Origin of the sequence: Promicromonospora sp. NPDC050880, assembly GCF_044456525.1 — a bacterium.
In the GTDB taxonomy this organism is placed as follows: Bacteria; Actinomycetota; Actinomycetes; order Actinomycetales; family Cellulomonadaceae; genus Promicromonospora.
Map to the genome: position 1 here is coordinate 24,577 of NZ_JBITFV010000024.1, position 20,414 is coordinate 44,990.

15 protein-coding genes and 1 pseudogene are annotated in these 20,414 nt (G+C 73.9%); 10 read left to right on the forward strand and 6 right to left on the reverse strand.

Annotated features, from left to right (window positions below; translation table 11 throughout):
• Positions 1-395 precede the first annotated feature (395 nt).
• Positions 396-1,403 (reverse strand): annotated as a pseudogene (locus ACIBBF_RS23980) (glycosyltransferase family 39 protein); the annotation flags it as partial.
• 50 nt (positions 1,404-1,453) lie between these two features.
• Between ACIBBF_RS23980 and ACIBBF_RS23985 the strand changes: the two are divergent.
• The 4 genes from ACIBBF_RS23985 to ACIBBF_RS24000 are packed head-to-tail and all read left to right on the forward strand — an operon-like array spanning position 1,454 to position 5,039.
• Complete coding sequence (locus tag ACIBBF_RS23985) at positions 1,454-2,533, forward strand: glycosyltransferase family 2 protein (RefSeq protein ID WP_397418484.1); 1,080 nt, start codon at positions 1,454-1,456, stop codon at positions 2,531-2,533.
• On the forward strand, positions 2,530-3,639 hold the full coding sequence (locus ACIBBF_RS23990; protein ID WP_397418486.1) for a glycosyltransferase: 1,110 nt from the start codon (positions 2,530-2,532) through the stop codon (positions 3,637-3,639). Before ACIBBF_RS23985 ends, ACIBBF_RS23990 begins: the two co-directional genes overlap by 4 nt.
• Positions 3,636-4,625: a lysylphosphatidylglycerol synthase domain-containing protein gene (locus ACIBBF_RS23995; protein ID WP_397418488.1), complete on the forward strand. Its 990-nt coding sequence runs from the start codon at positions 3,636-3,638 to the stop codon at positions 4,623-4,625. Before ACIBBF_RS23990 ends, ACIBBF_RS23995 begins: the two co-directional genes overlap by 4 nt.
• 51 nt (positions 4,626-4,676) lie before the next feature.
• The gene (locus tag ACIBBF_RS24000; protein WP_397418490.1) at positions 4,677-5,039 is read left to right on the forward strand and encodes a DUF3499 domain-containing protein; all 363 of its coding nucleotides are present in this window, start codon (positions 4,677-4,679) and stop codon (positions 5,037-5,039) included.
• A gap of 6 nt (positions 5,040-5,045) precedes the next feature.
• On the opposite strand, the gene manA is transcribed toward ACIBBF_RS24000, so the two are convergent.
• Positions 5,046-6,284, reverse strand: a complete 1,239-nt coding sequence (gene manA / locus ACIBBF_RS24005) for a mannose-6-phosphate isomerase, class I (protein WP_397418492.1) — start codon at positions 6,282-6,284, stop codon at positions 5,046-5,048.
• 131 nt (positions 6,285-6,415) lie between these two features.
• Between manA and ACIBBF_RS24010 the strand changes: the two genes are divergently transcribed.
• The 5 genes from ACIBBF_RS24010 to ACIBBF_RS24030 all read left to right on the forward strand — a co-directional run bounded on the left by ACIBBF_RS24010 (position 6,416) and on the right by ACIBBF_RS24030 (position 13,167).
• Positions 6,416-7,444, forward strand: coding sequence for a glycosyltransferase family 2 protein (locus ACIBBF_RS24010; RefSeq protein WP_397418494.1), 1,029 nt, complete (start codon positions 6,416-6,418; stop codon positions 7,442-7,444).
• A gap of 25 nt (positions 7,445-7,469) precedes the next feature.
• The gene (locus ACIBBF_RS24015; RefSeq protein ID WP_397418496.1) at positions 7,470-9,941 is read left to right on the forward strand and encodes a hypothetical protein; all 2,472 of its coding nucleotides are present in this window, start codon (positions 7,470-7,472) and stop codon (positions 9,939-9,941) included.
• A gap of 69 nt (positions 9,942-10,010) precedes the next feature.
• Positions 10,011-11,492, forward strand: a complete 1,482-nt coding sequence (locus ACIBBF_RS24020) for a phosphomannomutase/phosphoglucomutase (RefSeq protein ID WP_397418498.1) — start codon at positions 10,011-10,013, stop codon at positions 11,490-11,492.
• Entirely contained in the window at positions 11,489-11,677 is a 189-nt protein-coding gene (locus tag ACIBBF_RS24025; RefSeq protein ID WP_397418500.1) for a Trm112 family protein, read from the forward strand. The genes ACIBBF_RS24020 and ACIBBF_RS24025 overlap by 4 nt, the downstream gene beginning before the upstream one ends.
• Before the next feature lie 125 nt (positions 11,678-11,802).
• On the forward strand, positions 11,803-13,167 hold the full coding sequence (locus tag ACIBBF_RS24030) for a hypothetical protein (RefSeq protein WP_397418502.1): 1,365 nt from the start codon (positions 11,803-11,805) through the stop codon (positions 13,165-13,167).
• A 14-nt stretch (positions 13,168-13,181) separates the two neighbouring features.
• On the opposite strand, the gene ACIBBF_RS24035 is transcribed toward ACIBBF_RS24030, so the two are convergent.
• Both ACIBBF_RS24035 and ACIBBF_RS24040 read right to left on the reverse strand, forming a co-directional pair.
• The gene (locus ACIBBF_RS24035) at positions 13,182-14,378 is read right to left on the reverse strand and encodes a capsular polysaccharide synthesis protein (protein ID WP_397418504.1); all 1,197 of its coding nucleotides are present in this window, start codon (positions 14,376-14,378) and stop codon (positions 13,182-13,184) included.
• A gap of 103 nt (positions 14,379-14,481) precedes the next feature.
• Entirely contained in the window at positions 14,482-15,732 is a 1,251-nt protein-coding gene (locus ACIBBF_RS24040; protein ID WP_397418506.1) for a SpoIID/LytB domain-containing protein, read from the reverse strand.
• A gap of 222 nt (positions 15,733-15,954) precedes the next feature.
• Between ACIBBF_RS24040 and ACIBBF_RS24045 the strand changes: the two genes are divergently transcribed.
• A complete protein-coding gene (locus ACIBBF_RS24045; RefSeq protein ID WP_397418508.1) occupies positions 15,955-17,925 on the forward strand; it encodes an N-acetylmuramoyl-L-alanine amidase in 1,971 nt (656 codons plus the stop codon).
• A gap of 59 nt (positions 17,926-17,984) precedes the next feature.
• On the opposite strand, the gene ACIBBF_RS24050 is transcribed toward ACIBBF_RS24045, so the two are convergent.
• Both ACIBBF_RS24050 and ACIBBF_RS24055 read right to left on the reverse strand, forming a co-directional pair.
• Positions 17,985-19,343: a polysialyltransferase family glycosyltransferase gene (locus tag ACIBBF_RS24050; protein ID WP_397418510.1), complete on the reverse strand. Its 1,359-nt coding sequence runs from the start codon at positions 19,341-19,343 to the stop codon at positions 17,985-17,987.
• A complete protein-coding gene (locus ACIBBF_RS24055; RefSeq protein WP_397418512.1) occupies positions 19,340-20,362 on the reverse strand; it encodes a glycosyltransferase family 2 protein in 1,023 nt (340 codons plus the stop codon). The genes ACIBBF_RS24050 and ACIBBF_RS24055 overlap by 4 nt, the downstream gene beginning before the upstream one ends.
• Between the last annotated feature and the right edge of the window lie 52 nt (positions 20,363-20,414).

Genomic DNA, 20,414 nt, shown 5'->3' on the forward strand with positions numbered 1-20,414 from the left:
CCGAAGTCGGCGAAGGCCGCGAACTGCTCCCACGAACCGCGTGCGACGATCGCCGCGAGGGCGGGCACGGGGAACAGGAGCACGAGGGCATCGAGGCGTGGGAGCGTCCGGCGGGCGAGCGCGGCGACGAGACCGGCCAGCAGCACCACGAGCGCCACGCGGGCCATCCACCAGGACGCGTCCAGATCGGGCCGCCACGACTCGTCGTGGATGGGCCCGGGTGCGTGGTCCTGCATGAAAAACAGGGTGACCATGCGCTCGGCGAACCGGCCGAGCCAGATGACGCCGCCGTCGGACCAGCCGTGGACGGGCGTGAGGTCGGGCGGGGTGGCGTGCGTGCCGTGCGGCTGGAGCATGCCGTGGACCACCACGTTCCGCACCCACCAGGCCGCACCGGGGACGGCCGCGACGGCGACCAGCAGCAGCCCGACCACGGCCTCCCGCACCCGCGCACGGTACCGCCAGGCGGCAACCGCGTACGCCAGGAGGATCCAGGCGGGGAACATCAGCGCGAACCCCTTGGTCAGCAGTGCCAGCGTGGTGACGAGCCCCAGCAGCAGGGCCGTGCGGCGCGTGAGGTCGCCGGTCAGCACCCGGACCACCAGATATGTGGCGCAGGCGCCGAGCAGCACCAGGAGGTTGTCGTTGTTCACCGCCGACTCCAGGTGCGTCAGCTCCGGGACCGCGAGCGGCACCAGGGCGGCCGCGACGGGCAGCGGCTCGGGCAGGCGCAGCCTGCGCGCGGTGGCGAACAGGAGGAGCGGGAGGGGGAGCGCGAGCAGTGCGTTCCACCAGCGCAGCATCAGCCAGATCTGGTCCAGCGGGACGTCCTGCCAGTCGGGCACCAGGGCGACGACTCCGGCGCCCAGCAGGTAGTACAGCGGCGGGTGCTGCACGAGCTGGTTGAACACCGGCGTCCGCGGGCCCTCGCCGCGTTTGACGGTCAAGGTCGCCGAGCCGCCGGCCTCCGAGTACGTGGGTCGTTCGCCGCGCGGCGGGACGTCCTGCCGGTCGGCCAGGTGCTGCGGCCCGCCGATCCGGTCCGCCCGGACGAAGCCGCCCGCCGCCACGCCCTGCGTGACGAACGACGTGCCGGGTGCAGGCCACGGCCAGGCGTCACCCTGCCGCACCTGGAGGATCAGGTCCACGTGCTGACGCTCGTCGGGCGAGCGGACGTTGGGGAAGACGGCCGTCTGGCCGAGCATCACCACGAGATGCAGGAGCACGATCAGCCACACGACGACAGGGACCGTTCGGGGACTGGTCACGCGAGCAGGATATCGCCGGCGGCACCGGTTCACGCCGGATCTCACCCGGGTGAAGGGAGTTCCATGACGAGTGATGTTCACCCCTCGTTCGTCTGGCGTGCCGTAGGGTTGAAAGCGCACTCGCTGCTTGATCATCGGCTCGGCCGTCGGCCGGACGCGAGCCCGTAACCGAAGGCAACAGGGCCATGAAGTTGTTCGTGCAGATTCCTTGCCTGAACGAGGAAGAGACTCTTCCTCTGGTGCTAGCCACGATCCCCCGCGACATCCCGGGCATCGACGAGGTCGAGATCCTGGTGGTCGACGACGGCTCCACGGACGGCACCGTCGAGGTGGCCCGCCGCCTCGGCGTGCGGCACTTCGTCCACCACACCCGGAACATGGGCCTGGCCCGTTCGTTCCGCGACGGCGTCGACTACGCGCTGCGGCACGGCGCCGACATCGTGGTGAACACCGACGGCGACAACCAGTACCCGCAGGAGCGGATCGGCGACCTGGTGATGCCGGTGGTGCTCGGCGACGCGGACATCGTGATCGCCGACCGGCAGACCGGCACCATCGACCACTTCTCCCCGCTGAAGAAGACGCTGCAGAAGGTGGGCAGCGAGGTGGTCAACTTCGCCGCGGGGACCGACCTGCCGGACGCCGCGAGCGGGTTCCGCGCCTACTCGCGCGGCGCGCTGCTGCGGCTCAACGTCGTCACGCAGTTCAGCTACTGCATGGAGACCATCATCCAGGCCGGTCACCAGCGGCTGCGCATCCAGAGCGTGCCGGTCACCACCAACCCCAAGACGCGGGAGTCGCGGCTCTTCACGAGCATGTGGCAGCACATCGCCAAGTCGGGTCAGGCCATCAGCCGGTCCTACGTGATGGACAAGCCGCACGTCGTGTTCGTGACGCTCGGCATCGTCTTCGCGCTCGGCGCCGCCGTGCCGTTCGGCCGGTACGCCCTGCTCCTGGCCACGGGAACCCCGGGCCAGCACCTCCAGTCGATCGTGCTCGGCGCCACCTCGATGGTCGGAGCGCTGCTCAGCTTCGCCCTGCTCGTGCTGGCCGACCTGCAGCGCACCAACCGCGTGCTGCTCGAGGACACGCTGGAGCGCCTCAAGGAGATGCAGTACGGCATGGTCGCCGTCACGGACCCGACGGTGGCCGCCGCACGGGAGAACCCGCAGGTGCCCGGCAACGGCCGGCCCTCCGGGGACCGGGCCCGCCCGGCAGGCCCCGGCGACCCCGGCCTGGCGGACGTGCCCGCGAGCGTGCAGTGATCGCGTTCGGCACCTACGACGCCGCACGACACCCGCGCATCGCCGTCCTCGTCGCCGGGCTGCGCGCCCACGGGACCAAGGTCACCGAGCTCAACCGGCCCCTCGGCCTGTCCACCGCCGAACGGGTACGCATGCTCCAGCAGCCGTGGCGGCTGCCCGTGCTCGCCGGGCGCCTGGTGCGGTGCTGGGCCGGCCTCGTGACCGACGCCGTGCGGCTGCGCCGGGCCGAAGGGCGGCCCCCGGCGGTGCTCGTCGGCTACCTCGGCCACTTCGACGTGATCCTGGCCCGGCTGCTGTACCCGCGGTCCGTGGTGGTGCTCGACCACCTCGTGTTCGCCGGGGACACCGCCGCCGACCGCGGGGCCGCCGGGCTCCGGGTGCGGCTCCTGACCGGTCTGGACCGGCTGGCCGTCGCGTGCGCCGACGTGGTGGTCACCGACACCGAGGAGCACCGGCGGATGCTGCCCGACCCGGGCAAGGGCGTCGTCGTCCCGGTCGGCGCACCGGACGCGTGGCGGACGGCGGCCGCCTCCGCGGCGCCGGGCGAGGCCACGGCCGGCGCCGGGAGGCTCTCGGTCGTCTTCTTCGGGCTCTACACCCCGCTCCAGGGCGCGCCCGTCATCGCGGAGGCGGTGCGCGACGCCGTCGCCGCCGGGGCCGCCCTGGACGTGACGATGGTCGGCACCGGCCAGGACCTGCCCCGCGCCCGCGAGATCCTGGCCGGGACACCCGGCGTGACCTGGCGCGACTGGGTCGAGCCCGACGAGCTGCCCGCGCTCGTCGCCCGGCACCAGGTCTGCCTCGGCATCTTCAGCGACACTCCCAAGGGGGTGCGTGTGGTGCCGAACAAGGTGTACCAGGGGCTCGCCGCGGGCTGCGTCGTCGTCACCTCGGACACCCCGCCGCAGCGCCGGGTCGTGGGGGAGCACGCCGAGCTCGTACCGCCCGCCGACCCCGGGGCGCTCGCGGCCCGGCTCGTCGCCCTCTGCGACCCCGCCACGCTCGCCGCCGCCCGCGAGCGCGCGGCTCGGGGCCGGGACCGCACCCGCCCGCAGACGGTCACGGAACCCCTGATCGCAGCCCTGGCAGCCAGGACCGCCCTGTGAGCACCCCGGGCGGGCCGGCGACCGGCGGGGGCGTGGTGGCGCGGGCCGGCCGGGTGGTGCGGTCCCGGTGGGTGCGGTGGGGGTTTCTCGTCGTCGCGCTCGGGCTGGCGGTCTGGTACGTGGTCGGCAACCGCGCCGAGCTGGCCCGGGCGGCCGCAGGACTCTCGGTGGCCGAGGCCGCGTCCGTCGTCGTGCTCGGTGTGGTGTACGTGTGGTGCACGCTGCTGGCCTGGCGCGCGGTGCTCGCCGATCTGGGCTCGCCGCTGCGGCTCGGGCCCGCGGTGACGGTGTTCGGGGTCAGCCAGCTCGGCAAGTACGTGCCGGGCGGCGTGTGGAACGTCGTCGCCGCCGCGGAGGTGGGCGCGGGCAACGGCGTGCCGCGCAGCCGGGCGGCGACGTCGATGCTGGTCGCCGTGGCCGTGTCGGTCGCGTCGGGTGCCGCGGTGGGCGCCGTCGCGCTGCCGTTCGTCTCGTCGACGGCCTGGGGTGCCTGGTCCTGGGTGGTGTGGGCGGCGCCCGCCGTCGTGGTCGTGCTCGCCCCGCCCGTGCTCAACCGGCTGATCGGGCTGGCCCTGCGGGTCGCCGGGCGGCCCGCGCCGGAGCACCCGATGACCTGGGGCGGCCTCGGGCGCGCCGCCGTCTGGTCGGTGGCCGGGTGGCTCGTCGCCGGGCTGCAGCTCTGGGTGCTGTGCACCGGCCTGGGGATGACGCCGTCCGCCCGGACGTTCGCGCTGGCGACCGGTGGCTGGGCGCTCGCCTGGACCGCAGGGTTCCTGTTCGTGCTGGCGCCGGCCGGGGCGGGCGTGCGCGAGGTGGTGCTCGCGGCGGTGCTCGCCGGGGCGCTGTCCGGGCCGGCGACGGGACTCGCGGTGCTGGTCAGCCGGGTTGCGCTGACGCTCGTCGACCTGGCCTTCGCGGGTGCGGGGCTGCTGCTGGCGCGGGGTGCGCGGCGCGCCGTCGTCGGGCGGGCGTCCTCACCCCCGTGAGCATCCGGCGTGTTCGCCGCGTCGTGCCCGGTCAGGGCGTAGTCTCGGCGCGTGAGATCGGTGAGACAGTGTTCGCGCTCGGCCTGCACCAATGCGGCCGTGGCGACGCTCACGTACGTGTACGCGGACTCGACGGCGGTTCTGGGTCCGCTTGCGCACCTGGCCGAGCCCCACAGCTACGACCTGTGCGCGGAGCACGCCGAACGGCTGACCGCGCCGCGCGGGTGGGAGGTGGTCCGCCTCATGCCCGAGTTCGAGGACGCCGGGCCGAGCCCCGACGACCTGTCCGCCCTGGCCGACGCCGTCCGTGAGGCGGGCCGGGTGCGCCGCCCGGCCGAGCCGCCCACGGTCACGGAGACGGCCCGCCGGGGCCACCTCCGCGTCCTGCGCGCGGACGACGACACCTCGGCCTGAAACGGCCTACGGGACCCAGGCGCAGACCGCGTGGCCTGCGCCCGAGAGGGTCAGGTTGCCCGCGTCGTGCGGGACGAAGACCGAGTCGCCCTGGGTCAGGCGCTGCGCGCCGGTCTCGGCGCGGTCGGCGTCGAGCGTCAGCTCACCGTCCAGGCAGAGCAGGATGCGGGGGCCGGTGGCGGGCAGGCAGACCGACTCGGTGGGGTCGACGTCCGCGGTCGTGAGCGCGAACTCCGTGACCGGCACGCGGTAGGTGTGCACCTGGCCGCGGCTGCCCGCCGTGCTCACCTCGGGGGTGAACGGCTGCTGCGGTGCGAACGTGGTGCAGGCGACCAGGTTCTCCTCGTCCACGAGCTTGGTGGTGAGGCCCGCGCGCAGCACGTTGTCGGAGGAGGCCATGATCTCGACGCCCAGCCCCGACAGGTAGGCGTGCACCACGCCCGCCGGCGTGAAGGCCGCCTCGCCCGGCTCCAGCGAGAAGCGGTTGAGCATCAGGGACGCGATGGCGCCCGGGTCGCCGGGGTGCTGGTCGGCGAGGTCGATGACCGTGCGGTCGGCGCGCTCGAACGGCGACCCGCCCGCCAGGCGGGCGCGCACGGAGTCGAGGGTCGCCTCGATGTCGGCGGCGCAGGCCTCGTCGGCCCGCGCGGACAGCAGGTGGTTGAACGCGTCCCGCATGCCGTCGTGGCCGCGGTCGCGCAGCAGGGCCGCGCGGACGCCCTCGACCAGGTCACCGGCCAGACCGTCCAGCACGTCCAGGATGGTGCGCGGCGTGCGGAAGCCGGCCAGGCCCTCGAACTGCGACAGGGCGACGATCATCTCCGGCTTGTGCTGGTCGTCCTTGAAGGACCGCTTCGGCGACGAGAGGGCCATCCCGGCCTTGTTCTCGCGCGCGAAGCCCTCCCGGGCCTGCCGCGGCGAGGGGTGCACCTGGAGCGACAGCGCCTTGCCCGCGGCCAGCACCTTCAGCAGGTACGGCAGGCGCGGCCCGAACTGCTCGGCCACGCGGTGGCCCAGCGTCTGCACGGGCGCCTCGCGGACCAGGCGGTCGAGCGTGACGTCGTCGTCCTCGATCACCGTGACCGACGGCGCACTCGTGTGCGCGCCGAGCCAGAGCTCGGCCTGCGGCTGCCCGTCCGGCTCGGCGCCGAGCAGGTGGGGGATGGCGTCGACCGACCCCCAGTCGTACCGCTGGATCGTGTTGGTCAGCGGCAGGGGGGCGTGGAACTGGGCTACGGCAAGCACCGCGCAAGGATAGCCCGCCGGACCGGCCGGATCTGGGGGCACCGGTGCGGCCCCGCCGTCTGCAAGAATCTGGGGGCGTCCGTGACGCCGCTGTCGCGGAGCCGTGCACCCCAGCAGAAAGCAGCCGTCCGATGCCCTCCAGCACGCCCCGCGTCTCGGTCGTCATGCCGGTCCGCGACACCGAGCTCTACCTCGACGACGCGATGACCAGCCTCACCCGGCAGTTCGACGACCCGCACGACCTGGAGGTCGTGGTGGTCGACGACGGCTCCGGCGACGCCACCCCGGACATCGCCGAGAGCTATGCCGACCGCCTGCCGAACCTGACGGTGCTGCGCAACAGGGAGCCGGTGGGGGCCGCCACGGCACGCAACCAGGGCCTGGCCGGGTCGAACGGCCGGTACATCACCTATCTCGACGGCGACGACTGGTACGCGCCGCACCACCTGCGCGACGTGACGGACGCGATCGAGGCGTTCGGCGTGCCGATCCTGCGGCACGACCACGTCACCGTCCAGGACGGTCAGCGCCGGGTCGTCCGTGCGATGGAGCCGGTGCGCGAGCAGGTGCTCGACCCCAGGGAGTCCATCCTGCCCACCGACCGTCCCACGATGGTCGACTACCCCTACGGCTGGGCCGGCGTCTACGACCGGGCGATCGCCGACGACGGCCTGCTGACCTTCTCGGACGGCATGCGCACGGCGACGGACCGGGCCTGGGTGTGGCGCCTGCACCTGCAGGGCACCGGCTACGTCGTCACCAACCACAGCGGCGTGTGCTACCGGCGGGGCGTGACGACCTCGCTCACCCAGATCTACGACGAGCGCCGCCTCGACTTCACCCGGGCCTTCGCCGAGATCCACGGGATCCTCGACGAGGACCGGGAGACCGACCGGTTCCTGCCCAAGCTCGCCCGGACGGTGCTCGCGATCGTGGACCACCACCTCGGCTTCGCGGAGCACATGCCCGCCGAGCTGCTCGCCGAGCTGAACCGGCGCTCCGCCGAGCTGATCCGGACGTTCCCGGCGGAGATGGTCCGGGTCCAGCTCGAGCAGTCCGGGCCGCGGCGCTGGGTGACGCTGCGGGACGTGCTCCCGCCGGAGCTCGCGCCGAGTCCCGAGATGCTCGCCGCCGAGCTCGCGGTGTCAGCGCCCGCGTAGGCCCTTCGCTCGTTACGCTCTCGACGTGGCACTCGACCCGAGCAGGATCAGCAAGGCGTCCAGACGCCGCCTCGGCCGGATCGTCCGGGCGGTCCGGCGCCGTCTCGGCCCGGGCGCGGACGAGAAGGGCGCCGCTGAGGCGGGTACGCCCGAACCCGCGGCCCCCGCCGACCCGGCACTGCACCGGGTGCTGGACGCCGGGGTGTTCGACGTCGAGTGGTACGGGGCGCAGGCGGGCACGACGTTCGCCGACCCCGCCGACGCCGCGCGGCACTACCTCGCGCAGGGCCGGCGGAAGGGCTGGTGGCCGCACCCGCTGTTCGTGCCGGCCCGGTACCGGCCGAAGGCATGGCAGCGGGACGACACCGACCCGCTCGTCATCTACCTCAAGGGCGTGGGCGACTCGTGGAAGGCGTCCCCGTCGCCGCTCTTCGACCCGGGCCGGCTCGACCGGCCCGCTGCGGACGGGCGCAGCCCCCTGGCGGCCTTCCTCGCGGACGACGCCGACGCCCCGCTCCCGCTGGCCCCGGACGCGCGATGGATGCGCGACGGCGTGACGCTGGCCGACGTGCGCGAGGCGCTCCGCGCCGAGCTGCGTGACCAGGCGGACCACGCGGACCAGGCGGATGCCGCTGCGCCCTGGCGGGAGTCCCCGGCGGCGAGGACCCTGCCGGGCCTGACCAGCCTGGTGGTCGTCGACTGCGACACCACCGCCGACGTGCTGACCGTCCTCACCGCGATCGACCGCGCCGTGCCGGCGGACGACACAGCGGCCGCGCCGTCCGCGGAGATCCTGCTGGTCACCGGTGATCGTCGTCGCGCCGTCGCCGGGCTCGCGCTGGCCCGGCTCGCCCGGTTCGACGTGCGGGTGGTGCTGTCCGGGCAGGGTGCGTCGTCCGCCGTCGACCAGGCGGTGCACGGGGCCCGGGGCGAGCACGTGCTGCTGCTGTCGGGGCGGCAGGCCTTCCGCGAGGGGACGCTGCAGGACCTCCGAGCGGTGCTGACGGAGTCGGGCGCCGCCGTGGTGCACCCGGTCGTGCTCGGTGGCGAGCTGCTGCTGCGGGACGTGGGCGTGGTCTACCCGCCGCGCGGGACGGATCCGGTGCCCTTCCTCGACGGCGTGCACCCGGACAGCGTGCCCTGGCCCCGGCCGTGGTTCGAGGTGCCGGGAGCGCCGGTGCCGCTCCTGGCCCGCACGGAGTCCGTGCGGGCCGTCCGGGACGAGGCGCGGGTACGCACCCTGTGGGCCGACGTCGACCTGGCGCAACGCCTGGCCCGGCACGAGGAGCGCCCCGTCGTGGTGGCCCGCGACGTGGTCGTGACACGCTCCGGGGACGGGACGTTCGACGACACCGCGGAGCCGGAGGACGACCTGGCGGTGTTCCGCGCGGCGTGGCAGACGGTCCCGGAGGGATCCGCGGACCTCTTCGCGACCTTCGGCGTGGCACCCGTGTTCACCGGGACGGTCGCGCTCACCGCCCCCGGGCGACCGGGGACCTGGACCCGCGCGCTGTGGCCCTCCGTGCCGGACACCGCCCGGGTACGGGAGGCGCCGCCCGCACTGCGCTGGGCGATCAAGACGGCGATGCCCGCCGGCGACCAGGCCCGGCAGTGGGGCGACTTCCACTTCGCGCACTCGCTGGCGGCCGCACTGCGCGACCTGGGCCAGCACGTGGTGGTCGACTACGCGCCCAACGACGCCCGTGAGACCTCCTACCGGGACGACGTCGTCCTGATGCTCCGGGGACTGCACCCGGCCCGGCTCCCGGGCGACGTGACGAGCGTCGTGTGGGTCATCAGCCACCCGGAGGACGTCACGGCGCGGGAGCTGGCGGGCTACGACCTCCGGTTCGCCGCGAGCCTCACCTGGGCGCGCGACGTCGCGCAGCGGTGGGAGCTGCCCGTGGCCCCGCTGCTGCAGTGCACCGATCCCAGCCGGTTCTACATCGACGACGAGCCGGTCGAGGACGTCGTCGGCAAGGCCGTCCTGGTCGGCAACACCCGGGGCAAGGCACGTCCGGTCGCCGTGGAGGCCGTGCGGTCGGGTGTGCCGGTCGCCGTCTACGGGTCGGGCTGGCAACGGTTCCTGCCGCCCGAGGCGATCGCCGGCGCGTACGTGCCGAACGAGGTGCTCCGCCGCTACTACCGGTCGGCCGCCTGGGCGCTGAACGACCACTGGCCCGACATGCGTGACCTGGGCTTCGTCTCCAACCGTGTCTTCGACGTGCTCGCGTCGGGCGGCCGGCTCCTGACCGACGACGTGTACGGGCTCGACGAGATCGTGCGCCCCGTTCTGCCCGAGGGCCGCCTGGCCCGGTTCACGACGCCCGAGGAGCTGCACGCGCTCCTGGCCGAGGGCAGTGCCGCACGGTACGACGAGGAGATGCTCCGCTCGCTGTCCGAGCACGTCCGCACCGAGCACGGGTTCGGGGCACGCGCCGCCGTCCTGCTCGAGGCGGTGCTCACGCACCGGGCGGACAACACCTCCGGCACCTGAGACCCGTACGCCGGGTGAGGTGCGCCCGGCGCGCCCCGGTGCGCCCCGGTGCTCGCGTACGCTGACGACGTGGCTCTCGACCTCAACAGGATCATCAAGGCGTACGACGTCCGGGGACTGGTGCCCGAGGAGCTGTCGCCCGAGGTGGCGCGCGCGATCGGCACGGCCTTCGCCCGGGTGGTGGTGCGCCCGGAGGCGTCGGACGACGCCCGCCCGGCCGTCGTCGTCGGACGGGACATGCGGGACTCCGGGCCCGACCTCGTGGACGCCTTCGCGGCCGGCCTCGCCGCCGAGGGCGTGGACGTGGTCCGCATCGGGCTGTGCTCGACCGACGGGCTGTACCACGCCTCCGGCGTCCTGGGCCTGCCGGGCGCCATGTTCACGGCCAGCCACAACCCGGCCGCGTACAACGGGATCAAGCTCTGCCGCGCGGGCGCGCGGCCCGTCGGCGAGGCCACAGGCCTCGCCGGGATCCGGGAGGCCGCGCAGGCGCTCCTGGACGACGCCGACGCCGAGGCCGGCACCTCGGCCCCGGCCCCCGGGCAGGTGACCGACCGCGAGATGCTGGGCGAGTACGCCGCGTTCCTGCGGGGCCTGGTGGACCTCTCGGGCATCCGGCCGCTCAAGGTCGTCGTCGACGCCGGGAACGGCATGGCGGGCCTCACGGCGCCGGCCGTGCTCGGTACCGCCGCGGGACTGCCGGAGCTGCCGCTGGACGTCGTGCCGATGTACTTCGAGCTGGACGGCACCTTCCCGAATCACGAGGCCAACCCCTTGGAGCCCGCCAACCTGCTGGACCTGCAGACGGCGGTCGTGGCCAACGGCGCCGACATCGGGCTGGCCTTCGACGGGGACGCCGACCGCTGCTTCGTCGTGGACGAGAAGGGCGTACCGGTTTCGCCGTCGGCGATCACCGCCCTGGTGGGGCTGCGCGAGGTCGAGAAGGAGAAGGCGGCCGGGCGGGCGCCGGTGGTCATCCACAACCTGATCACGTCGCGCGCGGTGCCCGACCTGCTCTCGGCCGCCGGCGCCCGGGTGGTGCGCACCCGCGTGGGGCACTCGTTCATCAAGGCCGAGATGGCCTCGAACGAGGCGGTGTTCGGCGGCGAGCACAGCGCCCACTACTACTTCCGGGACTTCTTCTTCGCGGACACCGGCATGCTGGCCGCCCTGCACGTGCTGGCGGCACTGGGCACGCAGCGCAACCCGCTGTCCGAGGTCGCCGAGATGTACGAGCCCTACGTCGCCTCCGGCGAGATCAACTCGCGGGTCCCGGACGCCGCCGAGGCCACGAACCGCGTGCTGGACGCCTACCGGGTCGCCTACCCCGGGATCGAGGTCGACACGCTCGACGGTGTCACCGTGTCCCACTGGGACGGGCACCCGCAGTGGTGGTTCAACCTGCGGGCGTCCAACACCGAGCCGCTGCTGCGGCTCAACGTCGAGGCCGCCGACCACGACATCATGGAGAAGGTCCGCGACGACGTGCTCTCGCTGGTGCGCGTCGGGACCGACGAGCCGGACGGGTCCGGGACAGGAGAGACCGAATGAGCATCGAGCTGGAGCCCTGGGTACGCGAGATCCTGCGCTGCCCCGTGACGGGCGCGACCCTCGTGGACGGCACCGGGCCGGACGGCGAGCCCGAGCTGCACTCGACCGACCCGGAGCGGCCGCTGGCCTACCCGGTCCGGGACGGGATCCCGGTGCTGCTGGAGTCGGACGCGCGCGAGCTCTGAGCGATACCGGACCGTGATGCGTCGCGTCGGCCCACGGTCCGGGCATCTGCCACAATCGGGTGCCCCCGCAGGACGACGCCGTCCGTGGATGCCGCAGCCCCTCGGAGAAAGCAGCAACCGACACGATGAGCACAACACAGCTTGTCCTGGTCTCCTCGGCCGAGTCCCTGCTCGCAGCAGCGGCCGCCGTGGACGCCGGGCTGCTCGACCGACCGCGCCGCAGGGTGCTCGTCCTGTTCGGGCGTGCGCCGGCGCCGGAGACGGCACCCCTGCCGCACGAGCGTCCGGGCATGTCGGCGGCCACGGCACGGTTCGACGACGTCGTCGTGCTCGACGAGCTCGTCCGGCCCGCGGACCCGGGACGCTGGTCGCCGCGGGGTGACGACCGCCCTGTCCTGGCCCGCCTGCTGCGGCAGGCCTGGGGCATCGGGGACGACACCGTGGAGCTCGTCTGTGACCGTCCCCAGTCCGAGCAGCCGGTCGAGTGGCTGATGTCGGCGTTCTACGGGTGCGAGGTGGTCCGCCTCGTCACGGACATCGCCGGGTACGGCCCGGCGCGCGAGCCGATCGGGTGGCCGCAGGCCCGGCGGACCAGCCGGCACCTGTACCGGGAGCACGTCGCAGGACTTGCGCCCTGGCCCGACGGCGACGAGCACCGGGCCGGGCAGGGCGTCGCTGCGGTCGCGATCCCCGCCGACGCGGTCGGCAAGCTGGCGCAGGACGTCGCGTCCGCCGCGGACCTGCCGGTCCCGGCGGAGGGTGTCGCGCTGGTGCTCGCGGAGTCGTTCGTCGCGGGCGGCATCCTGACCCGGGACCAGGAGACGGCGCTCTGGCGCGACGCCGTCCGCACGGCGGCCGCGGTGGACGGCGTGACAGAGGTGCTTGTTCTCGCCGACCCGGTCGTCCCCGCGAACCTGGCGGTGCGCCTGGGCGACCTGGCGCCGGAGGGAGTCCGGCTCACGCCGGTCGAGCAGCCGGCCCTCGCGGAGGTCTATCTCGCGGCCGTGCGCCCCGTGGTCGTGGTCGGGACCATGTCGCCGGCACTCCTGCGGGCGCGGGCCGACGGCGTCCCCGTGGTCGCGGTGGGTGCCAAGACCGTCAAGGAACGGCTCCGGCCCTATGCGAACCCGGCGCGGCTCCCGTGGGCCGTCGTCGACGCCGCGCTCCGGGAGGACGGGCGCTGGTCGGACACCGGGGACCTCGCGCACCTGATCGGCGCGGTGGCGTTCTGCATGTACCCGGAGCGGCTCGCCGAGCGGAGGACCGAGGTCGCGGCGTTCCTGGACAGGCTGGAGCCGGCCGAGATCGGGCGGTACACGACGGCGAACCGGGCACAGAAGCTCGGTCTGCTGCCCGTGCCCGAACCCGAGCCGGCTCCCGAGCCCGCCCTGGAACCGACGCCCGAACCGACGCCTGAACCAGAGCCCGAGGCGCCCGCCCCGGCCCGTGGCGAGAAGTGGTTCCGCGGGCTGGTCCGCAAGTCACACTGAGTCAGGCCCCTGAGTCAGGGCGCACCCGGTCGACCGGTGCCCCCGGAGCCTGCGCCGGCAGCCTGGGCCTCCGCCGCGTACAGCCGCCCCAGCACGCTCCGCGGCCCGGTGTTCTCGGAGCCTGCCTTGTACGACAGCTTGTGGACGGTCGCCCGCGACAGCGCCCGCTCGAAGTCCTCGTCGGTCATGTCACGGCTCATCCAGTGCCGCAGCCGGAGCGACGGCGCCGTCGAGAGCCGGGGAGTGGCCGCGAAGAGCTCGCCGAACCTCGGGTCGGTGAGCACGAGCGCCTCGAAGAGGTGGTGGAACGTGAAGTAGTGCGGCAGCTTGCCGTCCTTGCGCCAGTAGGCGTAGAGCGCCTCGAGCGTCATGGTCACGAGGTAGTGGCCGGGCTGGGCGGTGATGCTCCACGTGCCGATCGAGGTCCGCTCCTTGGCGGGCGCGAAGAACCCGGTGGGCCGCGCGTGGTCCGCCAGCTCGGCGCCCGCATCACCACGCAGGTAGCAGGTGGCGTCGAGCCACGTGCCGCCGTACCGCGCGAGGAGCTCCAGGCGCAATAGGTCGGACCGGGCGGTGCGGTCGGTGACCAGGGCGTCGATGTCGTCCGGCAGCGTCACGAAGCTGCCGACGTTGTCGTCGTCCAGCTCGACCACCGGGCGCGTGAGGTGCCGGGCCATCGTCGACCGGCACATCCGCACGACGTCGGGTGCCTGGTCGAAGCCCTGCGCCCAGTAGGTCCAGACGGTGTCCGACCGGTCCTCGACGACCTGCCGCGCCCCGGCGGCCGCACGGAGCTCGGCCAGCCGGTCGAGCACGAAGCGGACCGCGTCGCGCCGGGGCACGAACTGCAGGACGCCACGGTCGAGCAGCACGGCGTCCAGGCCCCGCGGGAGCGGATCGTGCGCGGTCCACCGCCGGTAGGCGGCGTCGGCGTCCTCCATCCGCCCGGCGAGCTCGGAGGCGCGGCCCAGCTCGTAGTACCAGCGGGGCGGGGCGTCAGCGCGCCGGTCGATGGCGCGGGCCAGCGCGTCCGCGGCCCCGGCGTGGTCGTTCGCACGCCGGCGGGCCGTGGCCAGCCGGTGCAGCCAGCCCGGGTCGGCCGCCGGACCGGAGGTCGCCCGCGTCAGCGCTCGCTCGGCTCGTCCGGGGTGCCCGAGCCGGCCGTGCACGCGGGAGAGGAAGAAGTGGTATCGCTGGGTGAGCGTAGCCAATGATGTGCCGTTCAACTGGAGGAGTTCACGGCAAATTTAAGCCGGGGTCCCGGCCTTGTCGCGGTAAACAGCGGGTGAGAAAAGGGGCAGCCCCGCCCCCTGGTCAGTTCGCCCGGATTCGGGCGATCCAGGAGGACGGCAGGGTTCCTGCGCGGGTGTGCTTGCCGACGACGGAGCGGATCCGGTCGGCCGATCCGCGCACCGTGGCGGTCTCCCCGGACGGCGACGTCGCGACCAGCGCGGCGGCCTGTCCGCTCCGGTACCGGTCGGTGACCTCGATCGACGCGACGGCGGGCAGGCCGAACAGCCGCTGGGCGGACTCCTGGGTGAGCAGGCGGCCCCAGGACCGGTAGTCGTTGCCGGGCGCCCGCTTGCTGTACGGGTCGGCCACGGAGCGCTCGTAGGGCACCTCGGACGACCACACGTCCTCCGAGTGCGCGGTGCGCCCTCCGCTCGACGAGAAGTAGTGGGCCTCCACGGGCCGTCCCGACCACGTCAGCACCCGCGCGCGGGTCAGCGAGGCGTTCGTGGCCCGGACGGCGTCGGCCCAGTAGCGGGCGTACGACGAGACCTCGTTGTCGTAGCCGGTGAAGTGCTGGTCACGGACGTCGTCGACCACGTGGCAGCGGCATCGCGCCTTCCAGTCGCCGCTGCGCAGCAGCGCGAACGAGCGGGCCACGACCGCCTGCGCCTCCAGCGCGGCACGTCCGCCGTGCGCGCCCCACGACGCCGGCATCTCCGCGAGCCCGTACAGGTAGGCGCCGTTGAGGGGTATCCGGTTGACCACGTTCGGCACGCCCGCCGAGGCGCTGAGCTGCAGCCTGCCCCACCGGTAGGCGCCATGGGCGCCCCGGACGTGCGCCACCGCCGGCGCGGCGTCCTGCCGGTAGTAGGGCGAGCCGGACCACACGAGCCACATCCGGTCGTACCGGTGGGTGCGTCCCTCGGCCCGCACGACGAGGTCGCCCCGCGACACCGAGACGTCGAGGGGGCCGCTGCCGCGGGCGACGGCACGGCCCTGGGCCTGCAGCAGCCACGAGCCGCCCTTGACGTCGATCCGGGTGGCGCCCGTGTCGCCGTAGCCCGAGAACCCGTACGGGTCGGGCCCGTAGACCTGCACGTCGATGTCCCGTGGCGTGGTGGCCACGGTGTTCTGCGCGCCCTGGTAGTAGTGGCCGAGGATCTGGCCCTGGGTGCGGCCCTCGCGGGCCATCTGGTAGGCGCCGTACTGCGCCATGCCCACGCCGTGCCCGAAGCCCGAGCCGTCGACCGTGAACGACTCCGGGACGCCCGCGGCGGAGGCCGGGGCGACGGGCCCGGCCACCAGCGCGGCGGCTGCTGCGGCGGCCGCCACCAGACGGCTGACCCTGCCGCCGGACGTGCGGTGACTGCTGTGATCCCGGTGCGACATCTTCGTACCCCCGTGTGCCACTGTGCCTCAGGGGACCGGGTCCGGCATCCGCGGGGTCGATCCTCGGGTCCGTCCGCGCGGTCCATGAGGCGGCCGTCTTTCGCCATGCGGTGCCCGAGGGTGACTTCCGGCGCGGCCCCGCCCCCGCAGGGCTACTTTCGGTCCATGAGCGGCGACGGACGGACGTTCGGACGGTACGTGACCTCGGCTGCGCTGACCGCGGGCCTCGCCCTGGGCGGCCTCGTGCTTCCCGTGGTGCCACTCCCGGTCCAGGCGGCGAGCCCGGTCTCGCCCGAGATCGAGAGCGTGCGGCTCACCCGCGTCGACCCGGCGGCCCGGGCCGAGCCCAGCGCGGACGACCCGCCCGCCGGCCACGCGGACGACGAGTCCGGCGACGTCGCACCGCGTGCCGCGGAGCGTTCCACGGGCACGGAGGCCACGCGCCCCGAAACCACCAACCCGGACGCCGCCGACCCTGCCCCGCCCGGCCACCTGGCCGCCCTCACCCCTCGCACGGCCACGGGCGACTTCCTGGTCGCCGGCGTCACGTGGGACGGCGCCACGGGCGAGACCGTGACCGACGTCGCGCTGCGCGTGCGGGAGGCCGGTCGGTGGAGCGCATGGCAGGAGCTCGGCGTCGAGGAGGCGCAGGTACCGGGGTCCCGTGCCGGCACGGAGCCGTTCGTCACGTCGGGGGCGGACGCCGTGCAGGCCCGGGCGGCGACGGTGAGCGGGCGTCCGCCGTCGGGCATGCGCGTGGACGTGATCGATCCCGGCAGCTCGCCCGCCGACCGGAACGTGGGCGCGGCGGCGGGGCCCGCGGCCTCGGCCGCCGCGGCCACGGGGTGGGAGCCCAAGCCGCCCGTGGTGTCGCGCAAGATGTGGGGCGCCGACGAGTCCCTCGGCTCGCCGTGGCCCGAGACGTCGGGCACGCTCAAGGCGATCTACGTGCACCACACGGCCGGGACCAACACGTACTCGTCCGACCAGTCGGCGGCGATCGTGCGGGGGATCCACGCCTACCACACGCGCTCGAACGGCTGGCCGGACATCGGCTACCAGTTCCTCGTGGACCGGTACGGACGTGTCTTCGAGGGGCGCCGCGAGGCGCAGCTGCACAACCCGATCGGCGCGCAGGCGGGTGGCTACAACACCGGGACCATCGGCGTCTCGGCCATGGGCAACTTCGTGACGGCGGAGCCGACGGCGGCGCTCGTGCGCGGCCTGGAGCGGGTGCTGGCCTGGAAGTCGTTCGAGTACGGGGTGCACCCCACCCAGACCACGCAGCTCCGCACGGGGCAGGGGACCAGCACGGCCAAGACCGCGCCCGGCACGGTGGTGACGGTCCCGACGATCCTCGGGCACCGGCACACCAACCGGACGGCGTGCCCCGGTGACCGGCTGAACGCCAGGCTGCCCGCGCTGCGCTCGGCCGTGCACGACCGGGTGCTCGCGGAGTACCGGCGGCACGGCGCGGTGCGGCTGCCCGCGTCCCCGCGGCCGCACGCCGTGAGCCCGCTGCGCACGCCCGTGCAGTGGCGCCCCGAGACGGCGTTCGCCTGGGACGCCGTGCGCGGCGCCGTGCGGTACGAGGTGCTGCGCCGCAGCGGGCACTTCACGTCGACCCGGCCCTACGACCCGTACTGGTACGAGTTCGCCTCCACGACCCGCACGGCCACGACCGTGTACACGCCGCCGGGGGAGAACGCGGTCTACGGGGTCCGGGCCGTCATGGCGAACGGGCGGCGCAGCCCGGTGCGCGTCATCACCACCACGACGCGCGACGTCCTGCACGACGACTGGGACGTGTACGGGTGGCAGCGGATCAGCCGCTCCGGCTACTACAACGGGCACGCCTACCGGACCACGGCGGCGGGCCAGGACATCAAGGTCTACGCCGCCCGGAACATCACCCGGGTGCACGTCATGGCGCCCACGGGGCGCGGCTGGGGGCGGGTGGCCGTCTACGTCGGGGGCACGCGGTACGGCGTGCTCGACCTGTCCTCGGCGACGCACCGGGACCAGCGGGTGTTCCAGGTCGACCTCGGCGGAACGCGGTCGGGCCGCGTCGTGCTCCGGTCGCTGGACAGCGGCAAGGAGGTTCGCGTGAGCGGGATCGGCGTCGTCCGGCCCTGAGACAGCCTGCGGTGCCCGGCCTGCGTGCCCGGCCTGCGGTGGCAGGCCGGGCACGGGCGTCAGCCGCGGATCTTGCGGACGACCTTCTTGCGCAGCTGGGACCGGCGGGTCCGCTCGTCGACCCAGCTCATGGCCGGGTGCCGCAGCGCCGTGCGCGCCGTGTCGAGGGTCGCCTTGACCATCGGGTTCTGCCGGGGCGCGCCCGGCAGGCCGAGCATGGTCAGCCGCTGGTTCGCGATGTAGCGGGCGCGGTCGTGCGGGTTCGCCTGGCTGAGCCACGCCACGGCGGCAGCACGCCGGTCCGAGAGCGACTTCGGCTGCATGCAGTACGACACCGTGTCCAGGAGCTGCTGCAGCTTCTCGGGCGAGTCGAACGCCCCGTCCGTGCGGTGCAGGGCGTCGACGACGGTCACCGGGATGCGGTTGCTGTTCTCGTAGGGCTTGAGGCGCTTCAGCAGCTCCCCGGTGTCCACCGCGACCGAGCGCACGCCGAAGATCGACCGCGCGGTGACGAGCGCCGTCGAGAAGCAGCCCACGATGGCGGTGACGTCGGACGAGGCCAGCATGACCTCGACCGGCAGCGGGTCGGTGACCACCTCGAGCGTCACGCCCGCGTCCTTCGCGGCCCGCTCGACGGGGGCGAGGAACCCGGGCGGCGCGGACGGGTGCGGCTTGAACCGCACGACCTGCGCCCCGGCGTCGGCCGCCGCGCGGATCATGCGGGCGTGCATGTCCGCCTCTTCCTGCATCGTGACCAGGCTGAGCGCCGCGAGGTACTGGCCCACGACGATCGCGGCGGGCGGCTGGGCCTCGTCCGCGGTGGGGGCGGACTTGGCGGCGATCTCCTCGACGACCTTGCGGAACGCCTCGCTCGGGATGACGGTCGGCTGCACGCCGTACTCGCTCAGCAGGACCGGACGCAGGCCAGGGACCAGGTCGAGGTGCAGCAGGCCGTCGAGCCGCTGGACGATGTCGAGCGGCAGGTCGTTGCGCGTCGGTCCGTAGCTCATCAGGCCGTCGGCGTACACCGTGATGCCGCCGTTGTGGAAGATGCGGGCCAGCGACTGGGCGGGGTTCACCCACACGGACTCGGCGACGATGTCGACCTGCCCGTCACCGAGGCCCCAGTAGTTCCGCAGCAGCCGCTCCAGCAGCGGACGCTCGCGCGGCCCCGGCTTCCAGTCGGCCGGGTGGATGGGCGCGATCAGGTCCGTCAGGTGCACCACGCGGTCGAACCGGGCGAGCACCGGGGCGGAGCCCTCGATCTCGTCGGCGGCGGGCGTGAGCTCCGGGGCGAACGCGTTGTTCACCACGAGCAGCACGCGCTCGCCGTCGGGCTCCCCGAGGAGGCCCGCGTCGGCGGCGGCGGCCGCGGTGGCGGCGCCGAACAGCGTCGAGGCGACGACCAGCTGGGTCATGACTGCACCTCCTGCTGTGCCTTGAGCGTCTTGTCGTGGGGGAGGTCGGCGGGCAGGAGCCCGTGCAGCAGCCGTTCGCGCTTGCGCGACATCTGGCTGGCCTCCTGGGCGAGCACGTCCTGCCGCAGGCCGGCGAACAGGTCGCGGGCCCCGCGCCGCAGGTCCCGGCGCACGTCGTGCGACATGTTGGCGCGGCGGCTCATGTGGTGCGCGATCAGGGCCAGCGCCGTCCGGGTCAGCTTCGGCAGGAACTTCTCGGCCTCTCGGTCCGCCTCGACGATGTCGAACGTCTGGCGCAGCGCGGGCATGATGTCGAGCTGCCGGCGGTCGAACGTCGCGGTGAGCGACGTCGACACGGTGCGGCGGTAGCAGAGGGTCGGCGCGTCGATGGTGGCGTACGCCCGGGAGCGGAGGAACAGGTCCCAGATCCAGGGCCGGTCCTCGGCCGTGTGCAGGCCCTCGGGGAACGTGAGCAGGCCGTCCTTGCTGATCGACCGGTCGAAGATGCCGGCCCAGCTGTACGGGTAGTCGACCATGGTCGAGTAGTTGACCGGGAGGATCGAGTCCCGCGGGTCCAGGACGATGCCGCGCCGCGCCTGCGGGGCCCACGTCACGTCCCGGCGGCGGGCGCGGACCGCCGTGTGGTCGGTCCGGATGAAGTCGACCTTCAGCGTGTCCATCGCGTCCATGAGGTGCGCGAGGCGTCGCGGGGCCAGCCAGTCGTCGGCGTCCGCGAACGCGACGTACGGGGCCGACGTCGCGGCGATGCCCTGGTTGCGCGCGCTCGCCGCACCGACCGGGACCTTGTTCTCGACGACCTCCAGGTTGGGGAGGCGGTCCGAGAAGGACCGCGCGATCGCCGCGGTGTCGTCGGTCGACCCGTCGCTGATGACGACGACCTCCAGCTCGCGGGGATCGTCCACCTGCTTCGTCAGGCTGGTCATCAGGTCGCCGATGTACTCACCTGCGTCCTTGCCGGGCACGATGACGGACACGCGTGGCCGCGTGGTGATGCTCATATAACCGGTTCCCTCGGTCGGGGTGAATCGGGCTGAGGCGCGCGCGGACATC

Bases quoted from the DNA above. Each gene is read 5' to 3' on its own strand.
- ACIBBF_RS24010 (WP_397418494.1), top strand. From the start codon at position 6,416: ATGCCCTCCAGCACGCCCCGCGTCTCGGTCGTCATGCCGGTCCGCGAC.
- ACIBBF_RS24050 (WP_397418510.1), bottom strand. From the start codon at position 19,343: ATGACCCAGCTGGTCGTCGCCTCGACGCTGTTCGGCGCCGCCACCGCG.
- ACIBBF_RS24025 (WP_397418500.1), top strand. From the start codon at position 11,489: ATGAGCATCGAGCTGGAGCCCTGGGTACGCGAGATCCTGCGCTGCCCC.
- ACIBBF_RS24045 (WP_397418508.1), top strand. From the start codon at position 15,955: ATGAGCGGCGACGGACGGACGTTCGGACGGTACGTGACCTCGGCTGCG.
- ACIBBF_RS23985 (WP_397418484.1), top strand. From the start codon at position 1,454: ATGAAGTTGTTCGTGCAGATTCCTTGCCTGAACGAGGAAGAGACTCTT.
- ACIBBF_RS24055 (WP_397418512.1), bottom strand. From the start codon at position 20,362: ATGAGCATCACCACGCGGCCACGCGTGTCCGTCATCGTGCCCGGCAAG.
- ACIBBF_RS24030 (WP_397418502.1), top strand. From the start codon at position 11,803: ATGAGCACAACACAGCTTGTCCTGGTCTCCTCGGCCGAGTCCCTGCTC.